The 26,402-nt window shown below is 73.8% G+C and carries 22 protein-coding genes, 2 pseudogenes and 1 riboswitch; of the genes and pseudogenes, 4 read left to right on the plus strand and 20 right to left on the minus strand.

What is annotated here, in order from left to right:
• The coding region (locus tag BJF81_RS15370) for a hypothetical protein (RefSeq protein ID WP_187345526.1) at positions 1-244 on the minus strand (244 nt) is incomplete at its 3' end.
• 68 nt (positions 245-312) lie between these two features.
• Here BJF81_RS15370 and BJF81_RS15375 point away from each other — a divergent pair.
• Complete coding sequence (locus tag BJF81_RS15375; RefSeq protein WP_143780901.1) at positions 313-990, plus strand: hypothetical protein; 678 nt, start codon at positions 313-315, stop codon at positions 988-990.
• A 13-nt stretch (positions 991-1,003) separates the two neighbouring features.
• Here the strand turns inward: BJF81_RS15375 and BJF81_RS15380 are convergent, their stop codons facing one another.
• The 8 genes and pseudogenes from BJF81_RS15380 to BJF81_RS15415 all read right to left on the minus strand — a co-directional run bounded on the left by BJF81_RS15380 (position 1,004) and on the right by BJF81_RS15415 (position 11,263).
• On the minus strand, positions 1,004-1,417 hold the full coding sequence (locus tag BJF81_RS15380; RefSeq protein WP_075959071.1) for a cytidine deaminase: 414 nt from the start codon (positions 1,415-1,417) through the stop codon (positions 1,004-1,006).
• A gap of 14 nt (positions 1,418-1,431) precedes the next feature.
• The gene (locus BJF81_RS15385; RefSeq protein ID WP_075959072.1) at positions 1,432-2,739 is read right to left on the minus strand and encodes an ABC transporter permease subunit; all 1,308 of its coding nucleotides are present in this window, start codon (positions 2,737-2,739) and stop codon (positions 1,432-1,434) included.
• A pseudogene (locus BJF81_RS15390) lies at positions 2,736-4,087 on the minus strand (ABC transporter permease). Before BJF81_RS15390 ends, BJF81_RS15385 begins: the two are co-directional and overlap by 4 nt.
• Positions 4,084-5,721, minus strand: coding sequence for an ABC transporter ATP-binding protein (locus BJF81_RS15395; protein WP_075959073.1), 1,638 nt, complete (start codon positions 5,719-5,721; stop codon positions 4,084-4,086). The pseudogene BJF81_RS15390 and the gene BJF81_RS15395 overlap by 4 nt, the downstream one beginning before the upstream one ends.
• Positions 5,722-5,854: 133 nt before the next feature.
• A complete protein-coding gene (locus BJF81_RS15400; RefSeq protein WP_075959074.1) occupies positions 5,855-7,039 on the minus strand; it encodes a BMP family lipoprotein in 1,185 nt (394 codons plus the stop codon).
• Positions 7,040-7,183: 144 nt separating this feature from the next.
• Positions 7,184-8,491 (minus strand): amidohydrolase, encoded by a 1,308-nt coding sequence (locus BJF81_RS15405; protein WP_342447170.1) that lies wholly within the window; start codon positions 8,489-8,491, stop codon positions 7,184-7,186.
• 11 nt (positions 8,492-8,502) lie between these two features.
• Positions 8,503-10,086 carry an acyl-CoA mutase large subunit family protein gene (locus tag BJF81_RS15410; protein WP_075959075.1) on the minus strand — a complete coding sequence of 528 codons (1,584 nt, stop codon included), beginning with the start codon at positions 10,084-10,086 and terminating at the stop codon, positions 8,503-8,505.
• 46 nt (positions 10,087-10,132) lie between these two features.
• Positions 10,133-11,263: a quinone-dependent dihydroorotate dehydrogenase gene (locus BJF81_RS15415; protein ID WP_083664291.1), complete on the minus strand. Its 1,131-nt coding sequence runs from the start codon at positions 11,261-11,263 to the stop codon at positions 10,133-10,135.
• A gap of 24 nt (positions 11,264-11,287) precedes the next feature.
• Between BJF81_RS15415 and BJF81_RS15420 the strand changes: the two genes are divergently transcribed.
• Positions 11,288-12,400: a mannose-1-phosphate guanylyltransferase gene (locus tag BJF81_RS15420; RefSeq protein ID WP_075959076.1), complete on the plus strand. Its 1,113-nt coding sequence runs from the start codon at positions 11,288-11,290 to the stop codon at positions 12,398-12,400.
• A 162-nt stretch (positions 12,401-12,562) separates the two neighbouring features.
• On the plus strand, positions 12,563-13,705 hold the full coding sequence (locus BJF81_RS15425) for a glycosyltransferase family 4 protein (RefSeq protein ID WP_202817509.1): 1,143 nt from the start codon (positions 12,563-12,565) through the stop codon (positions 13,703-13,705).
• On the opposite strand, the gene BJF81_RS15430 is transcribed toward BJF81_RS15425, so the two are convergent.
• The gene (locus tag BJF81_RS15430; protein WP_237770290.1) at positions 13,663-14,277 is read right to left on the minus strand and encodes a 2'-5' RNA ligase family protein; all 615 of its coding nucleotides are present in this window, start codon (positions 14,275-14,277) and stop codon (positions 13,663-13,665) included. The two genes, BJF81_RS15425 and BJF81_RS15430, sit on opposite strands and share 43 nt — an antisense overlap.
• A 117-nt stretch (positions 14,278-14,394) precedes the next feature.
• A complete protein-coding gene (locus tag BJF81_RS20020; RefSeq protein WP_237770291.1) occupies positions 14,395-14,922 on the minus strand; it encodes a hypothetical protein in 528 nt (175 codons plus the stop codon).
• A gap of 250 nt (positions 14,923-15,172) precedes the next feature.
• On the opposite strand from BJF81_RS20020, the gene BJF81_RS15440 reads away from it, so the two are divergent.
• Positions 15,173-16,165 (plus strand): malate dehydrogenase, encoded by a 993-nt coding sequence (locus tag BJF81_RS15440; protein WP_075959077.1) that lies wholly within the window; start codon positions 15,173-15,175, stop codon positions 16,163-16,165.
• 83 nt (positions 16,166-16,248) lie between these two features.
• On the opposite strand, the gene BJF81_RS15445 is transcribed toward BJF81_RS15440, so the two are convergent.
• The 9 genes and pseudogenes from BJF81_RS15445 to pcrA form a co-directional block, all read right to left on the minus strand.
• Positions 16,249-16,473, minus strand: a complete 225-nt coding sequence (locus BJF81_RS15445) for a DUF3017 domain-containing protein (protein WP_187345527.1) — start codon at positions 16,471-16,473, stop codon at positions 16,249-16,251.
• Between the two features lie 100 nt (positions 16,474-16,573).
• Positions 16,574-17,431, minus strand: coding sequence for a bifunctional methylenetetrahydrofolate dehydrogenase/methenyltetrahydrofolate cyclohydrolase (locus BJF81_RS15450; RefSeq protein WP_075959079.1), 858 nt, complete (start codon positions 17,429-17,431; stop codon positions 16,574-16,576).
• Between the two features lie 22 nt (positions 17,432-17,453).
• Positions 17,454-19,037, minus strand: a complete 1,584-nt coding sequence (purH, locus tag BJF81_RS15455) for a bifunctional phosphoribosylaminoimidazolecarboxamide formyltransferase/IMP cyclohydrolase (protein ID WP_237770292.1) — start codon at positions 19,035-19,037, stop codon at positions 17,454-17,456.
• Between the two features lie 30 nt (positions 19,038-19,067).
• Positions 19,068-19,145: riboswitch (ZMP/ZTP riboswitch) on the minus strand.
• A gap of 2 nt (positions 19,146-19,147) precedes the next feature.
• Positions 19,148-19,780 (minus strand): phosphoribosylglycinamide formyltransferase, encoded by a 633-nt coding sequence (purN, locus tag BJF81_RS20025; protein ID WP_237770293.1) that lies wholly within the window; start codon positions 19,778-19,780, stop codon positions 19,148-19,150.
• 5 nt (positions 19,781-19,785) lie between these two features.
• Positions 19,786-21,083: pseudogene (locus tag BJF81_RS20030) on the minus strand (cell division protein PerM).
• Positions 21,084-21,185: 102 nt separating this feature from the next.
• Positions 21,186-22,076, minus strand: coding sequence for a succinate--CoA ligase subunit alpha (sucD, locus tag BJF81_RS15475; RefSeq protein WP_075959083.1), 891 nt, complete (start codon positions 22,074-22,076; stop codon positions 21,186-21,188).
• A gap of 39 nt (positions 22,077-22,115) precedes the next feature.
• Positions 22,116-23,297 carry an ADP-forming succinate--CoA ligase subunit beta gene (sucC, locus tag BJF81_RS15480; RefSeq protein WP_075959084.1) on the minus strand — a complete coding sequence of 394 codons (1,182 nt, stop codon included), beginning with the start codon at positions 23,295-23,297 and terminating at the stop codon, positions 22,116-22,118.
• Between the two features lie 85 nt (positions 23,298-23,382).
• Entirely contained in the window at positions 23,383-23,787 is a 405-nt protein-coding gene (locus BJF81_RS15485; protein WP_075959085.1) for a cobalamin B12-binding domain-containing protein, read from the minus strand.
• A 53-nt stretch (positions 23,788-23,840) separates the two neighbouring features.
• Positions 23,841-26,354 (minus strand): DNA helicase PcrA, encoded by a 2,514-nt coding sequence (gene pcrA, locus BJF81_RS15490; protein ID WP_075959086.1) that lies wholly within the window; start codon positions 26,352-26,354, stop codon positions 23,841-23,843.
• Positions 26,355-26,402: the final 48 nt, after the last annotated feature.

Below are 26,402 nucleotides of genomic sequence, written 5' to 3' on the forward strand. Positions count from 1 at the left end.
CGGCCGGGACCCGCCCGGCCGGCGGTCCAGCCGGGGGCGCCGGGCCCGACCCGGGCCGGTCCGTCGGCGCGGACCCGCCCGGCGGGGGCGGCGCCCCACCGGGCGGGAGGCCCCGCGTCGGCGCCGACCCGCCGGAGAGCTGCCGGCCGAACAGCTTCCACCCGATCACGCCGAGGATGATCAGGGGGACCAGCCCCCCGTCGAGGACGTCGAGGAGCGTCACGGCCGTGAGGACCAGCAGCACCCACCCCCACCACGGCACCTGCGAGCCTTCACCGGTCCGCCCCGTCCCGGTGTGACATCCTGTCCGGCGTGCTCATCGCTGACGTCATGGCCCTCGTCGTCCCTCCTGTGACCGACCTGCTGCGGCGCACCCGCGCCCGCGGTGGGACGCACGGCGAGCAGCCGATGTTCCCGACCATCATCGCCGTGCGCAACGGTCGTGTGGTGGCCGGGGTCTCCACGCCCCGGCTCCAGGCCACCCTCTCGGCCGCCCGGACGCTGGCCGTCGGCGTGGACGCGGCCGCACTGGTGCTGGCCGCCCAGGCCGAGGTGGAGGGTCGTCCGGTCCTCGTCCACACCGTGATGACCCGCGACCGTCGTGCCAAGCAGGTGCTCCAGCGGGTCGAGCTGGGCCCCGGGGAGCGGGTCGCGGTCGGTGAGCCCCAGGACGGCGGCACCCCCCAGGACGACACGGTCGTCACGGCGCTCGCCGAGGCGATGGGGCACCGGCCCGTCGACGTCACCCGGGTGGCCCGTCGGGACACCGCGGGGACCTTCGGCGAGGACCTCTACCTGCCGCCTGAGCAGGGCCGGGTCGTCGTCGACGCGGGCACCGTCCGCACCCTGCACGACCGGGTGCGGGGGGTCGCCGGGGAGGTCTTCTACGTCCCCCGCAGCCCCGAGGCCGCCCGGCTGGCGCTGGAGGCGGGGCTGCCCCGGCCGACCCTGCTGGGCCCGGCCGGCCCGGAGGAGCCCGTCGACGGGTGAGCCGGTCCCGGGCTCAGCGGTCGAGGTGGCCCGGCCCGAAGGCCTGCGGCAGGACCTGGTCCATCGGCAGCACCCCCTCCGGGGTGGCCAGCAGGCACTCCGCGCCGCCGTGCTCCCACAGCAGCTGCCGGCAGCGCCCACAGGGCATGAGGGCCTGCCCCTCCCGGTCCACGCAGGCCACCGCGACGAGCCGGCCCCCTCCGCCGGCCACCAGGTCGGAGACCATCCCGCACTCGGCGCAGAGGGTGAGTCCGTAGCTGGCGTTCTCCACGTTGCAGCCGGACACGACCCGGCCGTCGTCGACCAGGCCGGCCACGCCGACGGGATAGCGGGAGTAGGGCACGTAGGCCCGGCCCATCATCTCGACGGCCCGCCGGCGCAGGGCCTCCCAGTCGACCTCGTCCCTCGTGCCTGACCGGTCGGTCATCGCGCTCCTCCTGGTCAGCTCTTGGTGTAGGGCGTGCCGTTGGCGGCCGGCGGGCGGACCCGGCCGACGAAGCCGGCGACGGCGAAGATGGTGATGAGGTAGGGCAGCATGAGCAGCAGCTCGGAGGGCACCCCGGAACCGATGGTGGACAGCACGTTGCCCAGGTTCTTGGAGAACCCGAACAGCAGGGCAGCCAGCACCGCCAGCTTGGGGTTCCACTTGCCCAGGATCATCGCCGCGAGGGCGATGTAGCCCTGGCCGGCCGACATCTCCCGCCCGAAGGCCAGGCCGGAGCCGACCGTGAGGAAGGCACCCCCCAGACCGGCGACGGCACCGCCGAGGATGACGTTGAGCACCCGCCGGGTGTTGACCTTGATGCCCACCGTGTCGGCCGCCTTGGGGTGCTCGCCCACGGCCCGGGTGCGCAGGCCCCACCGGCTCCGGAAGAGCATGAACTGCAGCACCGCGACGAGGACGTACACCAGGTACACCAGGATGGTCTGGTTGAACAGGACCGGCCCGACGACGGGGATCTCGGACAGGACCGGAATGGGCAGCCGGGGCAGCGGCATCCGCGTGTTCCACAGCGCCTTGTTGTCCGACATCAGGGTGGAGAAGAGGAAGCCGGTCAGGCCGATGATCAGGGTGTTGAGCACCACGCCCACGATGATCTGGTTGACCCGGTAGGCCACCGCGAACCACGCCAGCAGCGCGCCCACCGCCGCTCCGGCGACCGGCGCCGCGAGCAGGCCGACCCATCCGCTGCCGGCGGCGGAGGCGACCAGGGCCGCGGCGAAGGCACCGAAGAGCAGCTGCCCCTCGATGGCGATGTTGATCACCCCGGAGCGCTCGCAGATGACCCCGGACATGGAGCCGAACACGAGCGGCACGGACAGCGCCAGCGCCCCGGCCAGGAGCGAGACCATCGGGATGACCGAGGACCGCCCGGCCCCGACGTAGGTGAGGAAGGCCGTGATGAAGGCCACCCCGACCAGCACGTGCCACCAGGCGTTCAGGGGCCGCCGGGCCCGGTGCCGCAGGAAGGCCCACACGGCGGCCCCGGCGAGGACGACGGTGAGCAGGACGATGGTCACCAGCGAGGGCACCGGCAGGTTCGGGATCCGGATGAACTCCCGGCCCGAGCCGAACTGGAAGACGGTCTGCACGTCGCTCGGGGTGCCCGGGACGAACACCAGCAGCGACACCAGCGCGGCGAGCGCGTAGACGACGGTCGGCTTCAGGCTCGTCCGGCGTCGGACGGCGGTGCCCCGCCCGGCGGCGGTGGCGCCGGAGGGGGTGGGACGCTCGGTCGTGGTGCTCACGCGGCGGCCTCCTTGACTGCGCGGCGGGACCGTGGTCGGGCCGAGGGTGCGGGTAGACGGAAGATCGTGCGCACCAGCGGCGGGGCCGCGATGAAGAGCACGATGAGCGACTGGACGACCAGCACGATGTCGATCGGGGTCTGCGTCAACGACTGCATGAGGAAGCCGCCGGCCTTGAGCGCGCCGAACAGCAGCCCGGCGAAGAAGGTGCCCCACGGGCGGGAGCGCCCCAGGAGCGCCACCGTGATCGCGTCGAAGCCGTAGGAGGCGGCCACCCCGGCCGTCAGGGAGCCCTCGGTGCCGAGCACCTGGCCCGTGGCGGCCAGCCCGGCCAGGGCACCGGCCACGACCATGGTGATGATCGTGGTGCGGCCCACCGACATGCCCGCCGTCCGGGCCGCCTTGGGGTTCGCACCGACGGCGCGGATCTCGAAGCCGACGGTCGACCGCTCCAGCAGCCACCAGACGAACACGGTCGCCAGGACGGCCACGACGAAGCCCCAGTGCAGGCGGAAGGTGTTCCCCGGGACCAGCCACTCGGGGATCAGCAGGGGGTAGGTGGCGTCGGCGGACACCGCGGGGCTGCGCTGCCCCGTCCGCCCCGGGTTGAAGGTGGGCTGCCTCAGGATGAAGCTGATGAGGTAGACCGCGATGTAGTTGAGCATGATCGTCACGATCACCTCGTTGGCCCCGAACCGGGCCTTGAGGACGCCGGGGATGCCGCCGTAGACGGCACCGCCGATCGCCCCGCCGAGGATGGCCACGAGCAGGTGGACGACGGGGGGCAGGTCGAAGGCGAAGCCCAGCCAGGCGGCGACGATGGCACCGACGATGATCTGGCCCTGGGCCCCGATGTTGAACAGCCCGGCACGGAAGCCGACGGCGATGCCCAGTCCCGCGAGGATCAGCGGGACCGAGAAGACCATCGACTCCGTCAACGGCTTGACCATCCCGGCGAAGGTGTCCGCCTGCCAGTTGAGGACGGACCCGCGGAACATCGCCACGTAGCGTCGGTCATGGCGGTCCACCCGGCGGAGAGCATGTCGGCGGGCCGGGAGAAGAAGTAGCCGGACGCGGCCCGGGTCTCCTCGTCGGCGAAGGCGATGAGCAGGCCGCCGATGAGGAGGGCGAGCACGACGGCCAGCACCGACATCAGCGCGTTGCCGGACAGGATCTGCTGCAGCACGCCCGGGCGGTCCTGGTCCCGGTGGGTGGGACCCTCCTGCGAGGGCCCCTCCGGCGAGGCGGACGCGGACTGCACGTCCCCGGTCTCGGCGGGGGACGCGGCAGCCGCCGCCTGCTCGTTGGGGGCGTCGGTGTCGTCGTGGGGGCTCGGGTGGTCGGTCACGGCCGCTCCTCCGGGCTCGCTGGGTCAGGGGTATGAGGTGTCTCGGCGGCTGCTGCAGGGGCCCCCGGGGTCTCCGCGCGGTCGGCCTCGCCGAGGACCGAGTGGTGCTCGGCGGCCTGACGCCGCGCGTCCTCCAGGGGCACGCCCGCCATCATCAGGCCGAGCATGTCCCGGTCGGCGTCCGCCCCGTCGACCACGCCCACGATCCGCCCGCGGTACATCACCGCGATCCGGTCGGCCAGGCCGAGCACCTCGTCGAGCTCGGTGGAGACGATGATGCAGGGGGTGCCCTTGTCGCGCTCGCGCACGACCCGGTTGTGCACGAACTCGATGGAGCCCACGTCCAGGCCACGGGTCGGCTGGGAGGCGACGAGCAGCCGGAGCGGGCGGGACATCTCGCGGGCCAGGACCACCTTCTGGGCGTTGCCGCCGGAGAGGGTGGAGATCGGGTCCTGCACGTCGGTGTAGCGCACGTCGAACTCGTCGGCGCGACGGACGGCGTTCTCGGCCACCTTGGTCGGGCTCATCGTGACCCCGCGGGCGAAGTCCGGGGTGTCGTAGATGTCGAGGACGAGGTTCTCGGCGATGGTGAAGCTGGAGATGACGCCGTCGGTGGATCGGTCCTCCGGCACGAACCCGATGCCGGCCCGCAGGCGGTCGCGCACGCCCGTCCCGCCCAGCTCGGTGCCGTCGAGCACCATCCGCCCGGAGTCGACCTCCTCCAGCCCGAGGATCGCCTCGGCCAGCTCGGTCTGCCCGTTGCCCTGCACGCCGGCGATGCACAGGATCTCCCCGGCGCGCACCTCGAAGGAGATGTCGTCGACGAGGACGTTGCCGGCCGGGCTCACGACGGTGAGGTCCTCGACCACGAAGGCCGGCCCGCCCGGGGTGGCCGGCTCCTTGTCGACGGTGAGGCTGACCGAGCGTCCGACCATCATCGAGGCCAGCTCGGTCTCGGTGGAGCTGGGGCTGGCCTCGCCGACGACCTTGCCCCGCCGGATGACGGTGATCTTGTCGGCGACGGCGCGCACCTCGCGCAGCTTGTGGGTGATGAAGACGATGGAGGTGCCCGCCTCCTTGAGCTCGCCCATGATGCCGATGAGCTCGTCGGTCTCCTGGGGGGTGAGGACGGCCGTGGGCTCGTCGAGGATGAGCACCTTCGCGTCCCGGGAGAGCGCCTTGATGATCTCGACCCGCTGCTGGACCCCCACCGGGAGGTCCTCGATCAGCGCGTCCGGGTCGACGTGGAAGCCGAACCGCTCGGAGATCTCGGTGACCCGCTGTCGGGCCCGGTCGAGGTCGAGGACGCCGCCGGGTCCGGCCGGCTCGTAGCCCAGGGCGACGGACTCGGCGACGGTGAACACGGGCACGAGCATGAAGTGCTGGTGGACCATGCCGATGCCGGCGGCGACCGCGTCGCCGGGTCCCTTGAACCGGACCTGCTCGCCGTCGAGCAGGATCTCCCCGCCGTCGGGGTCGTACAGACCGTAGAGGACGTTCATCAGGGTGCTCTTGCCGGCCCCGTTCTCGCCGAGGAGGGCGTGGATCTCGCCCGGCTCGACGACGAGGTCGATGTGGTCGTTGGCGACCAGGGGGCCGAACACCTTGGTGATGCCCCGCAGTTCCAGCTTCATCGCGTGGTGCCTTCGCGTCGTTGGCGGTGGGAGTGGCAGGTGGGCGACGCCGCAGCGGCCCGACCCTGGGGGCCGGGCCGCTGCACGTCCGCGGGTGGCTGCGGCGGGGCCTGCCCGCCGCAGCTCACCGGGGTCACTGCGGAGCGTTCGGCGTCTCGATGGTCAGCTCGCCGGAGATGATCTGCTCCTCGTAGGCGTCGATGACCTCGTTGAGGGGCATCTCCTCGCCGTCGGGGCCGACAGCGGTCTTCTCGGCCACCGCGTCCTCGAAGTCGTGGTACGGAGCCAGGCCGACCCCGTCGTTCTCCAGCGTCCCGACGTAGGGCTCGTTGGTGAAACCGCCCTCGTAGGTCTGGGCGATGGTGTCCTCGACGGCCGGGCCGATCTGCTTCATGACCGAGGTCAGCATGATGTCGGAGTACTCCGAGGCGGTCAGGTAGCCGTCCGAGTCGACCCAGACGATCTTGACGCCGTCCTCGTCCGAGGCGGCCGCGGCCGCGCCGAGACCGACGGGTCCCGCGACCGGCATGATGACGTCGGCGCCCTGGGCGATGAACTGGTCGGTGAGGGTCTGGCCCTGCGCCTGGTTCTCGAAGTCGCCGGAGAAGGAGCCGTCCTGCGCCTCCTTGTCCCAGCCGAGCAGCTGCACCTCGGCGTCGTTGTCCTCGTTGTACTTGTCCACGCCGTCGGCGAAGCCGTCCATGAAGATCGCCACGGACGGCAGCTGGATGCCGCCGAAGGTGGCGACGGTGCCGGTCTCGGACATCCCCGCGGCCAGGTAGCCGGCCAGGAAGCTGGCCTCGGCGGTGTTGAACAGGATGGGCTTGGCGTTGTCCAGCTGCACCGGCTCGAAGTTCTCGTCGCTGAAGGCCGAGTCGATGAGCGCGAAGTTGGTGTCGGTGTTCTGCTCCGCCGCCTCCTGGATGGCGTCCTCGAGGAGGAAGCCGACCCCGATGGTCAGGTCGCAGCCCTGGCTGACCAGGTTCTGCACGTTGCTGGCGTAGTCGGCGTCGGACTGGGACTCGACCTCGGTGGTCTCGATGCCCAGGGACTCCGCGGCCGCGTCCAGGCCCTCCTTGCCCGACTGGTTGAACGACTGGTCGTCGAAGCCTCCCGAGTCGGAGACCATGCAGGCCTGGAAGTCCTCCGCGCCGCCGGCGGCCGCGCCATCGTCGGTCGCAGCGCTGTCGTCGGTGGCACCAGCACCGGAGTCGTTGTTGGTCGTACCGGTGTCGTTGTCCTCCGGTGCCTCGCCGCAGGCGGTGAGGGCCAGGGAGGCGGCGGCACCCAGGGCCGCGAGCTTCAGAACCCGACGCACGGGGTCCTCCTTTGTCAGCTGAATGGGGTTTGTGCAGTCCTGATGGTATCTCCCCCTCGACCTGCCGGTGCCCCTGGTGCCGGCCGAAGGGTCCACCGTCCGACGGCGCGGTCGGGCGGGGTCCGTCCGGCCCTGGGCGAAGGTTCAGACCAGCCCGTCGGTCCCCACCGAGGTGAGCACGCTGCCGGCCAGCACCTGCGCCGCCACGACCACCGCACGCTCGTCGACGACGAGGTCGCCCTGGTGCAGCTCGTGGGTCTGTCCGCCGGGCGTGCGGGTCCCCAGCCGGGCCATCGCACCCGGGACCTGGGTGAGGTACCAGCCCAGGTCCTCCCCGCCCATGGACTGCTTGGTGGGCACGACCGCGTGCGGCCCCAGCAGGGTCATCGCCGCCCTGGACAGGGCCACCACGGCGTCGTTGTCGTTGTCCACCGGAGGGACGCCCTTGACGTAGGTGACCTCCGCACCCACCCCGTAGGGCGCCACCACCGAGCGCACGATCTCCTCGATGAGCGGCCCGGTGCTGTGCCAGGCCTCGGCGTCGAGGATGCGCAGCGTGCCGGTGCACTCGGCGCGGGTGGGGATGATGTTGGGCGCCGAGCCCGAGCGGACCATGCCCCACACCAGGGTGGCACCGTCCCGGGGGTCGAGCCGGCGGGAGAGCACGGCCGGCACCTCGGTGACCACCTTGCCCAGGGCGTAGGTCAGGTCCTGGGTCAGGTGCGGGCGGGAGGTGTGCCCGCCGCGGCCGGTGAGCGCGACGTGCACCGAGTCGGAGGCCGCGGTGATCGGACCCACGCGCAGCCCGACCGTGCCCACGTCGATGGAGGGGTCGCAGTGGACGGCCAGCAGCCGGTCGACCCCGTCGAGGCCGCCGTGCTCCATGACGGCGTGGGCGCCGCCGGGGATGGTCTCCTCCGCGGGCTGGAAGAGCAGCCGCACCCCGATCCTGCGGCGGACCAGCTCGTCCTCGACCGCCTTGAGGGCCAGACCGGCGCCCAGGACCCCGGCGGTGTGGACGTCGTGGCCGCACGCGTGGCAGACGCCCTGCGTGCGGGAGGCGAACGGCAGCCCGGTCGCCTCCTCCAGCGGAAGGGCGTCCAGGTCCGCCCGCAGGCGACCCGTACCCGCGGGTCGGGGTCCCCGAGGTCGGCCACCGCACCGGTCCCCGGGAGCGGGGTCACGCCCACCCCGGCGTCGGTGAGGACGTCCGTGACGAGGGCGGTGGTGCGCAGCTCGTGCCAGCTCAGCTCGGGCTGCTGGTGCACGAGGCGACGCAGCTCCAGCAGCCGGTCGGCCAGGTCCTCCACGTGCCGTCCGACCGCCTCGACGATCCCGGGACCCTCCTGGGGGCTCCAGGGGTCGTCGACGGGACGGGTGCGGCGGGCGGTGGGGGTCGTCACGGAAGGCCTCACCTCGGTCGGCGTCGGGTGGTCGACCACCAGGGTACAACCCCCTCCTGCTCAGAACGTCTCACGCGGGACGTGCTGGCCCCACACGTCACGGAGGGCGTCGGCGACCTCGCCGCCGGTGGCCCTGGCGGCGAGCGCCGCGCGCATGGGGGGCAGGACGTTGTCCGTGCCCTCCGCGGCGGTCCGCAGGTCGGCCAGGGCACGCTCGACCGCGTTCCCGTCGCGGCCCGCACGCAGCCGCTCCAGCCGCTGCGCCTGCGCGGCCTCGATGGCGGGGTCGACCCGGAGCGGTTCGTAGCGCTCGTGCTCCTCGACGGTGAACCGGTTCTGGCCCACCACGACCCGCTCCCCGGAGTCGATCTGGAGGGCGTTGTCGTAGGCGGACCGTTCGATCTCGCTCTTCTGGAAGCCCTGCTCGATGGCGTGCACCGCTCCCCCGCGGTCGTCCACCGCCTGCATGAGGGCCAGCACCGCCTCCTCCAGGTCGTCGGTCAGCGACTCCACGACGTAGGACCCGGCGAAGGGGTCGACCGTCCTGGTGACGTCGGTCTCGTGGGCGAGCACCTGCTGGGTGCGCAGCGCCAGGCGGGCGGCCTTGGCGGTCGGCAGGGCGATGGCCTCGTCGAAGGAGTTGGTGTGCAGCGACTGGGTGCCGCCCAGGACGGCGCCCAGCCCCTGCAGGGCCACCCGGACGAGGTTGATCTCCGGCTGCTGGGCGGTCAGCTGCACCCCGGCGGTCTGGGTGTGGAAGCGCAGCATCATCGACTTGGGGTTCTGCGCGCCGAACTCCTCCTTCATCATCCGGGCCCAGATGCGACGGGCCGCACGGAACTTGGCGACCTCCTCCAGCAGGGTGGTGCGCGCGACGAAGAAGAAGGAGAGCCGGGGCGCGAAGTCGTCGACGGCCAGGCCGGCGTCCAGCGCCGCCTGGACGTAGGCCTTGGCGTTGGCCAGGGTGAAGGCGACCTCCTGCACGGGCGTCGCGCCGGCCTCGGCCATGTGGTAGCCGGAGATGGAGATCGTGTTCCAGCGCGGGATCTCCCGGTGGCAGTAGGCGAAGATGTTGCTGATCAGCCGCAGCGACTCGGCCGGCGGGTAGATGTAGGTGCCCCGGGCGATGTACTCCTTGAGCACGTCGTTCTGGATCGTCCCGGTCAGCTGGGCCGCGGGGATGCCGTTGCCCTCGGCCACGAGCTGGTACATCAGCAGCAGCGAGGCGGCCGGGGCGTTGATCGTCATCGAGGTCGACACCTCGTCCAGCGGCAGGCCGTCGAAGAGCACCTGCATGTCCTCGACCGAGTCGATCGCCACCCCGACCTTGCCGACCTCGCCGGAGGCGAGGGGATGGTCGGAGTCGTAGCCCATCTGGGTGGGCAGGTCGAAGGCGACCGACAGCCCGCCGGTGCCGTTGGCGACCAGCTCCTTGTAGCGGGCGTTGGACTCGGCGGCGGTGCCGAAGCCGGCGTACTGCCGCATGGTCCACGGACGGCCGGTGTACATGCTGGGGTAGACCCCGCGGGTGAACGGGTAGGCCCCTGGCTCCCCCAGCTGCACGGCGGGGTCGAAGCCGTCCAGGTCATCGGGCCCGTAACGGGCCTTGATCGGCAGTCCGGACTCGGTCGTCGCCTCTGACATGCCCCCAGCCTACTGTCGTCGCGTGCCCACCCCGGGAGGGGTTCGGTCAGGTCCCTGCCCCTGCCGACCTCGTGGGCCCGGTCGCCCGCACCGCCTCGCCGAGCAGTCCCGGCCCGGCGTAGACCAGACCGGTGTAGAGCTGCACCAGGCCCGCCCCCGCGTCGAGCATCGCCCGGGCGTCGTCGGCCGTCATGATCCCCCCGACCCCGACGACCGGCAGATCGGTGCGGGCCACCACGTGGGCGACCACCTCGCGGGCCCGCCGGGTCAGGGGTGCCCCGGAGAGCCCCCCGGCCTCGGCCCGGGCCAGCTCCTGCTCCGCCTGGGCGACCCCGTCCCGGGAGAGGGTGGTGTTCGTGGCGATGACGCCCGCCACGCCTGCTCCCGTGGCCACCTCCAGCGCCTCGTCGAGGGCCGGGTCGGCGAGGTCGGGGGCCAGCTTGACCAGGACCGGGGTGCCGCCCGCGGCACGGACCACCTCGGTGAGCAGCTCGCGCAACGGTCCGGCGTCCTGCAGCGAGCGCAGGCCCGGGGTGTTGGGGCTGGAGACGTTGACGGCCAGGTAGTCGGCCAGGCCCTCGAGGGCGGCGACCGAGGTGAGGTAGTCGCCGACGGCCTCCCCGACGGGCGTGACCTTGCTCTTGCCGATGCTCACCCCCACCGGCAGGTCCACCAGGCCCGCCTCGCGGGCGGCCCGCAGCCGCCGGGCCAGCGCGTGCACCCCGTCGTTGTTGAACCCCATCCGGTTGATGACCGCACCCGAGCGGGGCAGCCGGAACAGGCGCGGCCGGGGGTTGCCCGGCTGCGGCAGCGCGGTCACCGTGCCCAGCTCCACGTGGCCGAACCCCAGCGCCCCCCAGGTGGCCACGGCCCGGCCGTCCTTGTCCAGGCCGGCCGCCAGGCCCACCCGGTGGCGCATCCGCAGGCCGAGGAGCTCGACCGGCGCGGCGCCGGGGCCCAGGCCGCCCACGGCATACCCCGCGAGGGTCGTCAGCGCCCGCGCGGGCGCGGTGGCCCCCAGCCCCTGGGCGACGGCGACGGTCGCGTGGTGGGCCCGTTCGGCGTCCAGCCGCCACAGCAGCGGACGCACCACCCGCCGGTATGCCGTGCCCGCGGCGGTGGCGGCGCTACCGGGCACGGCGGTGGACACGGCGCTCGGACCCGGGGACGCTGGCATGCCGTCAACCCTAGACTGGCCCTCATGCCCTCCCCGGACCAGGCAGGTGACCCTGTGCGCGACCTCACCGCCGTCGTCCCCGCCGGGGGGTCGGGGACGCGGCTGTGGCCGCTGTCGCGGTCGTCCTCGCCGAAGTTCCTGCACGACCTCACCGGCTCGGGACGCTCCCTGCTGCAGGGCACGGTGGACCGGCTGGAGCCCCTGGTGGGCGACCGGGTGATGGTGGTGACCGGGACCCGGCACGCCGACGCGGTCCGCGCCCAGCTCCCGGACCTCCGGCCGGAGAACCTGCTCGTGGAGCCCTCGCCCCGGGACTCGATGCCGGCGATCGGCCTGGCCGCCGCCGTCCTGGAGCGTCGGGACCCCGGGGCGGTCCTGGGGTCCTTCGCCGCCGACCACGTCATCGGCGAGCCGGACGTGTTCCGCGAGCGGGTGCGGCAGGCGGTCCACGCCGCCCGGCAGGGGCTGCTCGTCACGCTCGGCATCACCCCCACCTCGCCCGCAACCGGGTTCGGCTACGTGCGGGTCGGTGGCGAGCTCGCGGTCGAGGACGCCCCGGACGTGCGCCACGTCGAGGCGTTCGTGGAGAAGCCGGACGCCGAGCTGGCCGCGGAGTACCTCGCCTCGGGCCGCTACCTGTGGAACGCGGGGATGTTCGTCGTCCGGGCGGGCACCCTGCTGGACCTCCTGGAGCAGCAGCAGCCGCGGATGGTGCAGACCCTGCGGGAGGTGGCCGCCGACCCGTCCTCCATCGCGGAGCGGTGGGACTCGCTGACGAGGATCTCGATCGACCACGCCGTCGCCGAGCCGGCCGCCGCCGCCGGGCACGTCGCCGTCGTGCCGGCACCGTTCACGTGGGACGACGTCGGCGACTTCGCCTCCCTGGCCTCCCTGCTGCCGGAGTCGGCCGGCCGTCCCGGCCTGCACGTGCTGGGCCCCGAGGACCTCGTCCTCGCCGAGGGCTCGACCGGGGTCGTGGCCCCACGCGCCGGGCGCACGGTGGTCACCCTCGGGATGCAGGACGTCGTCGTGGTGGACACCCCCGACGCCCTGCTGGTGACCACCGCCCGCCACTGCCAGGACGTCAAGGGCCTCGTGGAGACGCTGCGCCGCACCGGCAGGGAGGAGCTGACCTGACCGGCACCACCGGACCGTCCTCCCCGGCACCGCCAGGTGGCGCGGGCGGCTCCGCGACGGCCTGGGTCACCCGCTGCTCACCCGACGCTCACCCGACGCACACCCCACGGTCGCCCCCGGCACACCCGCCTCGCCCACCCTGGAGCATGTGCGGGTGGCATCGTGACCGAGTCGTTCCTGCCGGCGCTCAACGGGGTGACGACCAGCGTGTGCAAGATCCTGGAGAACCTCCGGGCCGGCGGCCACGAGGCCCTCGTCGTCGCCCCCGGCACCAGCCCGTGGAGCCCCACGGCCACCCCCGAGTGGTACGCCGGGTTCCCGGTGCACCCGGTGACCAGCGTCCCGGTGCGCCAGTTCCGGGTGGGGCTGCCCTCCTACGAGCTGGAGACCGTGCTGCACCGCTTCGCCCCGGACGTCGTGCACGTCTCCTCCCCCTTCGTCCTGGGCGTCCGTGGCCTGACGGCCGCCCGCGCCCTGGGGCTGCCCTCGGTCGCGGTCTACCAGACCGACATGCCCTCCTACATCCGCCAGCACTCCGGCCCGGCCGGCGACCTGACCTCCCGGGCCGCCTGGCGGTGGATCCGCCGGATCCACCAGCAGGCGGACCTCACGCTGGCCCCGTCCACGGCGGCGCTGCACGACCTGGCCGACCACGACGTCCCGCGGGTGGCCCTGTGGGGACGCGGGGTGGACGCGGACCTCTTCCACCCGGGGCGGGCGGCCGACGAGCAGACCCGGGCGCTGCGGGCACGGCTGGCGCCGCACGGGGAGGTGCTGCTGGGCTACGTCGGGCGGCTGGCGCCCGAGAAGGAGCTGCACCGCCTGGCCGAGCTGGACGACCTGCCGGGCACCCGGCTGGTCCTGGTCGGGGAGGGGCCCAGCCGGGAGCAGCTGGCCGAGCTGCTGCCGGGCGCGGCGTTCCTCGGCCGGCAGGAGGGCATCGACCTGGCCCGGGCCTACGCCGCCTTCGACGTGTTCGTGCACACCGGCACGCGGGAGACCTTCGGCCAGACGCTGCAGGAGGCGGCCGCCGCCGGACTCCCGGTGGTCGCCCCGGCCCGGGGCGGCCCGCTGGACCTCGTCGAGGACGGCCGCACCGGCGCCCTCTTCGACCCCGACCTGCCCGGCGCGGTGCGGGCCGCCGTCGAGAGCCTGCTCGTCGGGCCGGACGCCGCCGACCGCCGCGCGCGGACGGGGGCTGCGGGGCGGACGCTGGTGGTAGGACGCTCCTGGCCGGCCCTGGTGGAGGAGCTGCTGGGCCACTACGGCCGGGTGGTGTCGGAGGCCGCGCACGCGGCCGCCTGACCGTCGAGGGGACTCAGTCCGTGAGCAGGAAGTCCTCGACGACCTGCCAGATGCCGTCCCCTCCGTGGAGGTAGAGCCGGAAGCTGGTGGCGGCGAAGGTGCACGAGAACGCGGCCAGGTCGTTGAAGGCGCGGTCGAGCACCTCGGGGGGGGCGGTCGTGCGAGATCGTCACGTGCGGGTGGTAGGGATACTCCAGCCGCCGGGCCACCGGTCCGTCGCGCACGTCCCGCTCCAGGCGCTCGCAGCTGGACACGCCCTGCGCCACCTGCACGAAGACGACGTCGGAGACCGGGCGGAAGGTCCCGGTGCCCCGCAGGATCACGGTGAACGGGTCGTGGGCGCGGGCCACCTCGGCCAGGTGCCGGCGCAGCGGGGCCACCTGGTCGGGGGTGACCGGCGTCGGGGGCAGGAGGGTGATGTGGGTGGGGATGTTGACCGCCCCCGGCTCCCCGTAGTCCTGCCGCAGCCGCTGCAGGTGCCTGCCCCACGGCTCTGGGACGGGCAGGGCCACCCCCACGACGGGGGATGCGGGCACGTGCATCGTCGGGCCGGCGGCTCCGGGGGCGGACACGCGCCTCACCATACCCGTGGCCGGTGCGCGGGCCCGCCCCGCGCCCGGGGCGGGCTCAGCCCGCCGGGACCTTGAACACCTGGCCGGGGTAGATCAGCTCCGGGTTGTCCAGGTTGTTCAACCGCGCCATCTCCTCCGCGTCCACGCCGTAGCGCTCGGCGATCCCGGCGAGGGTGTCGCCCGGCTGCACGGTGTGGGTCCGCTGCTGGGCCGCCTTCGTCTCCTCGGCCCGCTGCTCGGCGACGTCCGACCGGTGCTCGGCGGCCTGCTGCTCGGCGGCGGCCTGCTGGTCGACCGCCGCGCGCTCGCGTCGGCCTCCGCCCGGGCGGCCTCCTTCTGGGCCTTCGCCTCCGCCTGGGCGACCTGCTTGCCGGCCTCGGCCTCGGTCTCGGCGGCCTCCTTCTTCGCCTCGTCGGCCAGCCGCTGCTTGGTGGTGGCGTCCTCGGCGGTCATGCTGTCGTCCGGGTCGTCCGCCTGGCGGGCGGCCTCGTCGGCCTCGCGCTGCGCCTCGTCCGCCTTGGCCCGCGCCTCCGCGGTGACCCGGTCGGCCTCCTCCCGCGCCTCCCGGGCGCGCTCGCGGGCGCTCTCGGCCCGAGCCTCGTCCGAGCCGGTCAGCGCGTCCTTGACCTTGTCGAAAAATCCCATGGTCCGCTCCTTCCACCGGTGCGGGGTGGGGTGGTCGCCACCCCCGGGTGTCCCGTCCGGTCCGAGCGCCACGCTAACCGGCGGGACCCACCCTCGCCACCGGTGGACGCGGAGCCCCCGGGACGCCCGCATCCGGCTCCACCGCCCCGGTGCGCCGGTGCTAGCGTCGGACCGACGGGACCGCAGCCGCCCGGGTTCGGGCCTGCGGGTCCCGGCACGACCCCATACCCGAGGAAAGGGCACCCCCCTCATGAACGCTCCCGTCAAGGTCGCCGTCACCGGCGCCGCCGGCCAGATCGGCTACAGCCTCCTGTTCCGCATCGCCTCGGGCGAGCTCCTGGGCAAGGACACCCCTGTCGAGCTGCGGCTGCTGGAGATCACCCCGGCGCTGAAGACCCTGGAGGGGGTCGTCATGGAGCTGGACGACTGCGCCTTCCCCACCCTCGCCGGCATCGAGATCGGCGACGACCCGAACGTCGTCTTCGACGGCGCCAACGTCGCGCTGCTCGTCGGGGCACGTCCGCGGAGCAAGGGGATGGAGCGGGGCGACCTGCTGGAGGCCAACGGCGCGATCTTCACCGCGCAGGGGCGGGCCCTCAACGACCACGCCGCGGACGACATCCGCGTGACCGTCACCGGCAACCCGGCGAACACCAACGCGCTCATCGCCCGCAGCAACGCCCCCGACATCCCGGCCGAGCGGTTCACCGCCCTGACCCGGCTCGACCACAACCGGGCCATCGCCCAGCTGGCGGCCAAGGTCGGTGCCCCGGTCACCGACGTCACGCACATGACGATCTGGGGCAACCACTCGGCCACCCAGTACCCCGACCTGTTCCACGCCAAGGTCGCGGGGCGCAACGCCGCCGAGGCGGTGGGCGACGACGGCCGCGAGTGGCTGGAGAACACCTTCATCCCGACCGTCGCCAAGCGCGGCGCCGCGATCATCGAGGCGCGGGGCTCCTCCTCGGCCGCCTCCGCCGCGTCGGCGACGATCGACCACACCCGTGACTGGCTGCTCGGCTCGGCCGAGGGCGACTGGGTCTCGATGGCGGTGACCTCGGACGGGTCCTACGGCGTGGCCGAGGGCCTCATCAGCTCCTTCCCCGTGACCACGCGGGACGGCGGTTACGAGATCGTCCAGGGGCTGGACATCGACGACTTCTCCAGGGGCCGGATCGACGCCTCCGTGGCCGAGCTCGCCGAGGAGCGCGACGCGGTCACCCAGCTCGGCCTCGTCTGAGCTCCGCCCCCCCCCGACCGCCCGGGCGGTCAGCACGGGCCCCTCCCCGCCGGGGAGGGGCCCGTCGTCGTCGCGGGGCGCGCTCAGCGCAGGCGCAGCGTGGCGGCCAGCACCGCGACCGCCAGCCCGAGCGTGGCCAGGGTCGCCGCGTCCAGCCAGCGGGACCGCACGGCCAGCCCTCCGACCGCGGCGTCCGGCAGCAGCGCCCGGGCGAGCGCGAGGACCCCCATGGTGCCGCCGACGGCATACCCGTAGGCCCGCAGGTTCTCGGTGACCAAAAGCACGGCGGCCACGGCCAGCCCGAGCACCCCCGCGCCCCACCACGGCCCCAGCGCCTGGTGGGCGCGGCCGCCCGGCGCTCGGCCTCGGGGTCGTCCTCGAGCGGACCCCCGCCGGCCGCTCCCGGCGTCACGCCGGGCCGGTGCCGGCGGACCGCTCGGCGGCCTCCACCACGTTGCGCAGCAGCATCGCCCGGGTCATCGGCCCGGCGCCGCCCGGGTTCGGCGAGAGCCAGCCGGCGACCTCGGCGACGTCCGGGTGGACGTCGCCGGCGATCTTCCCGTCCCGGCGGGCCACCCCGACGTCGAGGACCGCGGCCCCCGGACGGACCATGTCCGGGGTGACCAGGTCGGGGACGCCCGCGGCGGCCACGACGACGTCCGCCCGGCGGGTGTGGGCGGCCAGGTCACGGGTCCCGGTGTGGCACTGCGTGACCGTGGCGTTCTCCGAGCGGCGCGACAGGATCAGGCCCAGCGGCCGCCCGACGGTCAGCCCGCGGCCGACGACGACGACCTCCGCACCGTCCAGGGGCACGTCGTAGCGTCGCAGCAGCTCCACCACCCCGACCGGGGTGCAGGGCAGCGGCGCCGGCTCCCCCAGGACGAGGGAGCCCAGGTTGAACGGGTGCAGACCGTCCACGTCCTTGACCGGGTGGACCCGGGAGAGGATCGCGAACTCGTCGAGCCCGGTCGGCTGCTGCACGAGGAAGGCGGTGCAGGCCGGGTCGGCGTTGAGCTCGTCGACCACCCCGAGCACGTCCTCCAGCGACGACCCGGCCGGCAGGTCGCGCCGGATGCTGGCCACCCCGATCTCCGCGCAGTCGCGGTGCTTGGCACCCACGTACCAGGTGCTGGCGGGGTCGTCGCCGACCAGCACCGTGCCCAGCCCGGGGACGACACCTGCCTCGGCCAGGGCCTCGACCCTGGTCCGCAGCTCGTCCTTGATCGTGGCCAGGACGGCCTTGCCGTCCAGGATCGTGGCGCTCATGGGCCCGAGTGTAGGGGCTGGCTCAGTGGGCGAAGTGGCGGGTGCCGGTGAAGTACATGGTCGCCCCCGCGGCCTCCGCCGCGGCGACGACCTCCTCGTCCCGGATCGACCCGCCCGGCGCGACGACGGCGCGCACCCCGGCGTCCAGAAGGACCTGCAGGCCGTCGGCGAAGGGGAAGAAGGCGTCGGAGGCGGCGACCGAGCCGGCGGCGCGCTCCCCCGCCCGGTCCACCGCGAGGTGGCAGGAGTCCACCCGGTTGACCTGGCCCATGCCGATGCCCACGCTGGCGCCGTCGGCGGCCAGCAGGATCGCGTTCGACTTGGTCGCCCGCACCGCGCGCCAGGCGAACTGGAGGTCGGCCAGCGTGGCCTCGTCCGCGGGGCGGCCGCTGACCAGCCGCCAGCGGGAGGCGTCGTCCCCGCCGTCGTCGACGACCGCGTCCACCGTGTCGACGGACTGCATCAGCAGGCCCCCGGAGACCGGCCGGGTCTCCACCCCCCCGCGGGCGGGCGGGGCGACGCGCAGCAGCCGCAGGTTCTTCTTCCTCCCCAGCAGCTCCAGGGCCTCCGGCTCGAAGTCGGGCGCGAGCACGACCTCGGTGAAGACGTCCTCGAGCTGCTCGGCCATCGCCGCGGTGACGGGCCGGTTCGCCGCGACGATGCCGCCGAAGGCCGACACCGGGTCGCACGCGTGCGCCCGGCGGTGGGCCTGGGCCACGTCCTCCCCGACGGCGATGCCGCAGGGGTTGGCGTGCTTGACGATCGCCACCGTCGGCCGGTCGCCGTGGTCGTGGGCGGCCCGCCACGCCGCGTCGGCGTCGACGTAGTTGTTGTACGACATCTCCTTGCCGCCCAGCTGCTCCGCCTGGGCCAGGCCGGGCGTCGTCCGGAAGCCGTCGGCGTAGATCGCCGCCCGCTGGTGGGGGTTCTCGCCGTAGCGCAGCACCGCCCTGCGCTCCCAGGTCCCCCCGACCCAGGCCGGGAACCTGGTGCCGTCGGAGGTGTCGGCGACGACGTCGCCCATCCAGGAGGCGACGTGCACGTCGTAGGTGGCGGTGTGGACGAACGCCTCGGCCGCCAGGCGGCGGCGCTCGTCCAGGGTGAAGCCGCCGCCGGCAACCGCGTCGAGCACCTGCGGGTATGCCGTGGGGCTGGTCACCACGGCCACGCTGCGGTGGTTCTTCGCCGCGGCGCGGACCATCGACGGCCCGCCGATGTCGATCTGCTCGACGCACTCGTCCTGACCGGCGCCGGAGGCCACCGTCTCGGCGAAGGGGTAGAGGTTGCACACGACGAGGTCGAAGGCCTCCACCCCCAGCTCCTCGAGCTGGGCGATGTGGTCGGGGTTGGCGGTGTCCGCCAGGATGCCGGCGTGCACCCGCGGGTGCAGGGTCTTGACCCTCCCGTCGAGGCACTCGGGGAAGCCGGTCAGCTCCTCGACCCGGGTGACCGGCGCCCCGGCGGCCTCGATGCGCGCGGCGGTGGAGCCGGTGGAGACGATGGCCACGCCCGCGGCGTGCAGGCCGCGGGCGAGGTCCTCCAGCCCGGCCTTGTCGTAGACGGAGACGAGCGCGCGGCGGACGGGTCGGCGGTCGGGAACGGTCACGGAGGTTCTCCTCGCGGTCGGACGGATCGGTGCGGGCACCCAGGCGGGCGATGCCCACGAACGTCACTCCCCGGTGGTGGTCCACCTGCGCCAGTCGTGTGGCGGCCAGTCTAGGGGTGCCTGCGGGTCTTGTGGCCAGGGTCCCGCAGCAGCCGCGGGAGCTCCTCCACGAGCATGGCCCGCTCCACCGTCTTGATCCGCTCGTGCAGGGACCCCTCGGTGTCCGACGCGTGCACCTCCACGGCACGCTGGGCGATGACCGGACCGGTGTCGACGCCCGCGTCGACCTCGTGCAGGGTGCAGCCGGTCACCGTGACCCCGGCGGCCAGGGCGTCGCGGACGGCGTGCGCGCCGGGGAAGCTGGGCAGCAGCGCCGGGTGGGTGTTGACCACCGTGAACCGGTCGAGCACCTGCGGACCGAGGATCTTCATGAACCCGGCGGAGACCACCAGGTCGGGCGCGTGCCGCGCGAGGGCCGCCGCCAGCGCCCCGTCCCAGGCGGCCCGGTCGGCATGGTCGGCCAGCCGCACCACGAACGTGGGGACCCCCGCCCGCTCCGCGCGCTCCAGCCCCAGGATGCCGTCCCGGTCCGCACCGACGGCCACGACCTCCACCCCGTAGCCCGGGTCGGCGCAGGCGTCGAGGACGGCCTGCAGGAGGGTGCCGGACCCGGACACCAGCACGACGACCCGGGCCGGCTCCCCCGCCACGGGCCGGACGGGCGACGGGCCGGGCTCGGGCACCGTGCTCACCGCCGGGCCGGGCCCCGGCCGCCGAGCAGGTGCCGCACCGTCACGACGAGCACCGCCCCGGCAGCCACCTGGGCGCCGAGCAGACCCGCGAAGCGCCACGGGAGGACACCCACGGTGCCGAGCAGCCCGGGCGTCAGACCGCCCGTGGAGAGCCAGCCGAGCAGCAGGGCCACCCCGGCCACGAGGAGGGCTCCGACGAGGGCGGTGCGGGCCTTGGTCCACCAGGTGGACAGCCGCGGGGCGGCGCCGACGACCCGGTGCCCGAGCCACCCGCCGGCGACCAGGGGCACGAGCGCCATGGCCCACAGCCCCGGCGGCAGCACCCCCGGCTCGGGCAGGGCACCGAGCACGGGCAGCAGGGGCAGTTCGCCCGGGGTGGACTCGGCCCAGCCGACGTGGACGGTGCCGACGTGCACCCCGGCCCCGGCGAGCCACGCCACGGCCCAGACCATGAGGTTGGGCAGGACGAGCAGCTGGGCCAGGGTCAGCACGGCGGTGCGACCCAGCCGGCGTCCAGCGCGGCGTAGAGGGCCAGGACCCGGTCGCCACGCATGAGCAGCAGACCGAGCACCATGAGGAAGGCCACCGCGGTGAACCCGACGACGACCTCCACGGCCGGCGCCACGGCCCGGCGCACGCTCGCCGGGGTGCGGCGCGTCGTCCAGCGCAGCCCGGCGTCCACGACCGGGTGGTCGGCCCGACGGTGCTCGGCCCACCACACCCACAGCACCGCCAGGGCGGGCACCAGCAGCGCCCCGGGCACGAGGCTCGGCAACCACACCGGGGCCAGCCCGAAGCTGGCGGTGTGGGCCAGCAGCAGGGCCGCGACGGCATACCCCAGCACGAAGGCGAGCGCCTCGTCGCCGCCGAGCGCGTGCCAGGCGGCCCGCCAGCCACCGATCCGGGGGACGCGTGCGCGCAGGTCGGTGCGGGCGAGCACCACCTGGTGCGCGGCGTAGGCGCAGACGCCCACGAGCAGGAAGGTCAGGGCCAGGGGGGCCAGCACGACGTCGGTGCCGTCGGCGCGCACCTCGGCCCGGTGCGCCAGGGCCCACACGTCGACGGAGGCGCCCAGCGTCTGCCAGAACGAGGCGGTGCTGCGCTCGTCCGCGACCCAGGTCACCACGGTGGGGACGGCGACCGCGATGGCGCCCAGCAGCACGCAGGCCGCCCCGGACAGGACGGACAGCAGCAGCCCGAGAACCCGCCCCGCCGTCAATCCCCGGGGACGGGGGGCGGGGCCGTCGTGGCGGTCGGGGTCGGGGACGGTGTCCGGGCGCTGCAGCACAGTCATGGCGGGTCCATCGTCGCGCGCCGCGACGGGGCACGGTGGCAGGCGCGCCGACGGGCGGCCCCGGGGAGGGACCGCCCGTCGCGCGCCGGTGCCGGAGGCGGGTCAGTCCAGCCCGGCCACGATCTCCCGCATGAGCCGCGCCGTCTCCGAGGGGGTCTTGCCGACCTTGACGCCGGCGGCCTCGAGGGCCTCCTTCTTGGCCTGCGCCGTCCCGGAGGAGCCGGACACGATGGCGCCGGCGTGCCCCATCGTCTTGCCCTCCGGGGCGGTGAAGCCGGCCACGTAGCCCACGACGGGCTTGGTGACGTTGGCCTTGATGTAGTCCGCGGCACGCTCCTCCGCGTCGCCGCCGATCTCCCCGATCATGACGATCGCGTCCGTCTCCGGGTCGTCCTGGAAGGCCTGGAGGCAGTCGATGTGGGTGGTCCCGATGATCGGGTCGCCCCCGATGCCGACGGCCGTGGAGAAGCCGATGTCACGCAGCTCGTACATCATCTGGTAGGTCAGCGTGCCGGACTTGGACACCAGGCCGATCCGGCCGGGGCCGGCGATGTCGGCCGGGATGATGCCGGCGTTGGACATCCCCGGGCTGATCAGCCCCGGGCAGTTGGGGCCCACGATGCGGGTGGTGCCCTTGTCCCGGGCGTAGGCCCAGAACTCGGCCGTGTCGCGGACCGCGATGCCCTCGGTGATGACGACGAGGAGCGGCATGCCGGCGTCGACCGCCTCGATCACCGCGTCCTTCGCGAACTTCGGCGGGACGAAGACGACGGACACGTTCGCGCCGGTCGCCTCCATCGCCTCGGCCACGGAGCCGAAGACGGGCACGGTGGCGCCGCCCTGGAACTCGACCTCGGTGCCGGCCTTGCGGGGGTTGACCCCGCCGACCACCTGGGTGCCGGAGGCCAGCATCCGCTGGGTGTGCTTCATGCCCTCGGAGCCGGTCATGCCCTGGACGATGACCTTGGAGCTGTCGTCGAGGAAGATTGCCATAGGAGTCTCTGATCCTTCGTTCGTGGTCTCGTCGGGGGCTTACTTGGCGGCCAGCTCGGCGGCGCTGCGGGCGGCGCCGTCCATGGTCTCCTCGATGGTCACGAGGGGGTGGTTGGCCTCGGCGAGGATCCGGCGGCCCTCCTCCACGTTGTTGCCGTCGAGGCGCACGACGAGGGGCTTGGTCTCCTCGTCGCCCAGCATCTCCAGGGCCTTGACGATGCCGTTGGCGACCGCGTCGCAGGAGGTGATGCCGCCGAAGACGTTGACGAAGACCGACCTGACCTGGTCGTCGCCGAGGATGACGTGCAGGCCGTTGGCCATGACCTCGGCGGAGGCGCCGCCCCCGATGTCGAGGAAGTTGGCCGGCCTGGCCTTGCCGCCGGTGAACTCCTCGCCGGCGTAGGCCACGACGTCCAGGGTGGACATGACCAGCCCGGCGCCGTTGCCGATGATGCCGACGTTGCCGTCCAGCTTGACGTAGTTGAGGTCCAGCTCCTTGGCCTGCGCCTCCAGCGGGTCGGTGGCCCCCTTGTCCTCCAGCTCGGCGTGGTGCGGCTGGCGGAAGTCGGCGTTGGCGTCCAGGGTCACCTTGCCGTCGAGGGCGACGATCTGGCCCTCCTCGGTCTTGACGAGGGGGTTGACCTCCACGAGCGTGGCGTCCTCGTCCCGGTACACGGTCCACAGCTTCTGCAGCACCGGCACGATCTTCTCGCCGGTCTCGGCGTCGAAGCCGGCCTGCTCGACGATCTCGCGGGCCTTGGTTTCGTCGATCCCGGTGTTGGCGTCGACCTCGACCCGGGCCAGCGCCTCGGGGCGCTCGACCGCGAGCTGCTCGATCTCCACGCCGCCCTCCTTGGAGCACATGGCCAGCAGCGAGCGGTTGGCGCGGTCCAGCAGGACGGAGAAGTAGTACTCCTCGGCGATGCGGGCGCCCTGGGCGATCATCACGCGGTGGACGGTGTGCCCCTTGATGTCCATCCCGAGGATCGCCTCGGCGGCCGCGCGGGCCTCCTCGGCGCTCTTGGCGACCTTGACGCCCCCGGCCTTGCCGCGACCGCCGGTCTTGACCTGGGCCTTGACGACGGTGACGCCGCCCGAGTCCTCACCGATCCGCCGGGCGGCCTCGTACGCCTCCTCCGGGGTGTCGGCGGTGGCACCGGCCAGCACGGGGACGCCGTGCTTCTCGAACATGTCGCGTGCTTGGTACTCGAACAGATCCACGAGTCAGCTTCCCATCGTGTGGTGGTGGTTGGTCGGAACAGGTGTGCCACCGGCCCGGAGGGACGTCCGCCGGACGGGCCGGACCTCAGGCGGGCTGGGCGAGGTGCTCGTCCACCCACCGGGTGATCGAGGAGGTGCTGGTGCCGGGGGTGAAGACCTCCGCCACGCCCATCTCCTTGAGCACCGGGATGTCGTCCTCGGGGATGATGCCGCCGCCGAAGACGACGATGTCGCGGGCGTCCTGGTCGGCGAGCAGGTCCAGGACCCGTCGGAAGAGCGTGAGGTGGGCGCCGGAGAGGACCGACAGCCCGATCGCGTCGGCGTCCTCGGCGACGGCGGCGGCGACGATCTGCTCCGGGGTCTGGTGCAGCCCGGTGTAGATCACCTCCACACCGGCGTCGCGCAGGGCGCGGGCGACCACCTTGGCTCCCCGGTCGTGGCCGTCCAGACCCGGCTTGGCCACGACCACGCGCAACGGTGATGAGGTCATGGCCGCAGACTATCGCAGGCCGTGGGCCCGGCCGGGGGCACCTGCCCGGCGGCTCACAGCCTCTCGAGGGGCGCCACCCGCAGCAGCAGACGCTTGACGCCGGTGTCCCCGCCGAAATCGACGTGGGCCATCGCGTGCCGGCCGGTGCCCTCGACCCGGACGACCGTGCCCAGCCCGAAGGAGTCGTGGCTGACCCGGTCGCCCTCGGCGAGCGCGGCCAGCTCGGCCTCCTCCGCCTCGGTCCGTTCGCGCCGGGGGGCGCTGCCGCGGGGGTCCAGCCGCACGGCGGCCGGCCGGCCGGGTCCCCGGTCGGTGCCCCACCCGCCCTGCCAGCCGAAGCCCTCCGCCGCCGACCGCCGGCCGCCCACGCTGGCGCGGTCGGCGTCGGTGCGCTGCCAGGTGACCAGCTCCTCGGGGATCTCGTCCAGGAAGCGGGAGGCGGGGAACCACTGGGGGGCTCCGAAGGCCGCCCGGGTCCCGGCCCGCGAGAGGTGCAGCTGCTCGCGGGCCCGGGTGATCCCGACGTAGGCCAGCCGGCGCTCCTCCTCCAGCTCCGCCGGGTCGTCGAGGCTGCGCTGGTGGGGGAAGGTCCCGTCCTCCAGCCCGGTCAGGAAGACCACCGGGAACTCCAGACCCTTGGCGGTGTGCAGGGTCATCAGGGTCACCACCCCGCCGCCGTCGTGCTCGTCGGGGATCTCGTCGGCGTCGGCGACCAGGGAGACCTGCTCGAGGAAGTCGACCAGGCCGCCGTCGGGGTAGGTCTCGTCGAACTCCCGTCCCACGGCCACGAGCTCGGCGAGGTTCTCCACCCGGGTCTCGTCCTGGGGGTCCGTGCTGGCCCGCAGCTCGGCGAGGTAGCCGGTGCGCTCCAGGATCGCCTCCAGCAGGTCGCCCACCCCGCCGTCGGGGTCCTCCGCGACGCCGCCCAGCTGCTCGAGGAGCCCGGTGAACGCCGTGATGGCCGCGACGGAGCGGGACGCGATGCCGGGGGCGTCGGCGGCCCGGCCCAGGGCCGCGACGAACGGGATGCGCTCGCGCTCGGCGAGCGCCGCCACGGCCCCCACCGCCCGGTCGCCGATACCGCGCCGCGGGGTGTTGAGGATGCGGCGCAGGTTCACGTCGTCGGCCGGGTTGGCCACCACCCGCAGGTAGGCCAGCGCGTCCTTGATCTCACGGCGTTCGTAGAACCTGGTGCCGCCGACCACCTTGTAGGGCAGGCCGGTGCGCACGAGCACCTCCTCCAGCGCGCGGGACTGGGCGTTGGTGCGGTAGAAGACCGCCACGTCACCGGGGCGGACGCCCCGCTCGTCGGCGAGCTCGTCGATGCGGCGGGCCACGAACGAGGCCTCGTCGTGCTCGCTGTCGGCGACGTAGCCCACGATCGGGTGCCCGTCGCCGGTCTCGGTCCACAACCGCTTGTCCCGCCGCCGGGGGTTGCGGGCGATGACGGCGTTGGCGGCCTGCAGGATCGTGGCCGTGCTGCGGTAGTTCTGCTCGAGCAGGATCGTGCGCGCGTCGGGGTAGTCCTGCTCGAACTCGACGATGTTGCGGATCGTGGCCCCGCGGAAGGCGTAGATGGACTGGTCGGCGTCGCCGACGACGCACAGCTCCGCCGGCGCCAGCGCCCGGCCGGTGCCGTCGACGATGTCGCCCTCGGTGCCCACCAGCTCGCGGACAAGGGCGTACTGGGCGTGGTTGGTGTCCTGGTACTCGTCCACCAGCACGTGCCGGAACCGCCGGCGGTAGTGCTCGCAGACGGCGGGGAAGGCACGCAGCAGGTGGACCGTGGTGGCGATGAGGTCGTCGAAGTCCAGGGCGTTGGCCTGCCGCAGCCGACGTTGGTACATCGTGTAGGCCTCGGCGACCTTCTGCTCGTAGGGGTTGGCCCCGACCGTCGCGGCGAAGGCCTCCTCGTCGACCAGCTCGTTCTTGGCCGCGGACACCTTGGCCAGGAAGGCCCGGGGCGGATAGCGCTTGGGGTCGAGGTCCAGGTCCCGCACGACCATCCCCATGAGCCGCTGGCTGTCGGCCGCGTCGTAGATGGAGAAGGTCGACCGCAGGCCGGCCGTGGCCGCCTCACGGCGCAGGATGCGCACGCAGGCCGAGTGGAACGTCGAGACCCACATCGCCCGGGCCCGGGGGCCGACGAGGCCCTCCACCCGCTCGCGCATCTCGGCTGCCGCCTTGTTCGTGAAGGTGATGGCCAGCACCTGTCCCGGCTGGACACCGCGCTCGGCGAGGAGGTAGGCGATCCGGTGGGTCAGCACGCGGGTCTTGCCGGAGCCCGCGCCCGCGACGATGAGCAGCGGGCTGCCGGCGTGGACCACGGCCTCCCGCTGCGGGTCGTTGAGCCCGGCGAGCAGCTCGGCCACCGACCGGCCGGGGGCCGAGGGCCTGGGGGCCGAGGGGCTGGGGGCCGGTCCGCCGGCCGAGGTGCCGGCCGTGTCCGCCGGCCCTCCCTCGACCGCCCACGCGGGCACCCCGCGGTCGTCCACGTCGGGCGTCCCCCCGCCGGAGGGGGAGGCCGGCGGGAGGTCGAAGGAGAGGTGGTCGAACAGGCTGCTCATCGTCCGTCCATGGTAGGCGCCGCCGGCGACCCACCCGGCCGACCTCCA

This window comes from Ornithinimicrobium sp. CNJ-824, from assembly GCF_001942405.1.
In the GTDB taxonomy this organism is placed as follows: domain Bacteria; phylum Actinomycetota; class Actinomycetes; order Actinomycetales; family Dermatophilaceae; genus Ornithinicoccus; species Ornithinicoccus kibberensis.

What these genes read in the sequence shown, in the direction of transcription:
- BJF81_RS15380 (WP_075959071.1), bottom strand. Translation starts at nt 1,417, where the DNA reads ATGACCGACCGGTCAGGCACGAGGGACGAGGTCGACTGGGAGGCCCTG.
- BJF81_RS15410 (WP_075959075.1), bottom strand. Translation starts at nt 10,086, where the DNA reads ATGTCAGAGGCGACGACCGAGTCCGGACTGCCGATCAAGGCCCGTTAC.
- BJF81_RS15395 (WP_075959073.1), bottom strand. Translation starts at nt 5,721, where the DNA reads ATGAAGCTGGAACTGCGGGGCATCACCAAGGTGTTCGGCCCCCTGGTC.
- BJF81_RS20020 (WP_237770291.1), bottom strand. Translation starts at nt 14,922, where the DNA reads ATGGGATTTTTCGACAAGGTCAAGGACGCGCTGACCGGCTCGGACGAG.
- BJF81_RS15415 (WP_083664291.1), bottom strand. Translation starts at nt 11,263, where the DNA reads ATGCCAGCGTCCCCGGGTCCGAGCGCCGTGTCCACCGCCGTGCCCGGT.
- BJF81_RS15485 (WP_075959085.1), bottom strand. Translation starts at nt 23,787, where the DNA reads ATGACCTCATCACCGTTGCGCGTGGTCGTGGCCAAGCCGGGTCTGGAC.
- BJF81_RS15450 (WP_075959079.1), bottom strand. Translation starts at nt 17,431, where the DNA reads ATGAGCGCCACGATCCTGGACGGCAAGGCCGTCCTGGCCACGATCAAG.
- BJF81_RS15420 (WP_075959076.1), top strand. Translation starts at nt 11,288, where the DNA reads ATGCCCTCCCCGGACCAGGCAGGTGACCCTGTGCGCGACCTCACCGCC.
- sucD (WP_075959083.1), bottom strand. Translation starts at nt 22,076, where the DNA reads ATGGCAATCTTCCTCGACGACAGCTCCAAGGTCATCGTCCAGGGCATG.
- BJF81_RS15440 (WP_075959077.1), top strand. Translation starts at nt 15,173, where the DNA reads ATGAACGCTCCCGTCAAGGTCGCCGTCACCGGCGCCGCCGGCCAGATC.
- pcrA (WP_075959086.1), bottom strand. Translation starts at nt 26,354, where the DNA reads ATGAGCAGCCTGTTCGACCACCTCTCCTTCGACCTCCCGCCGGCCTCC.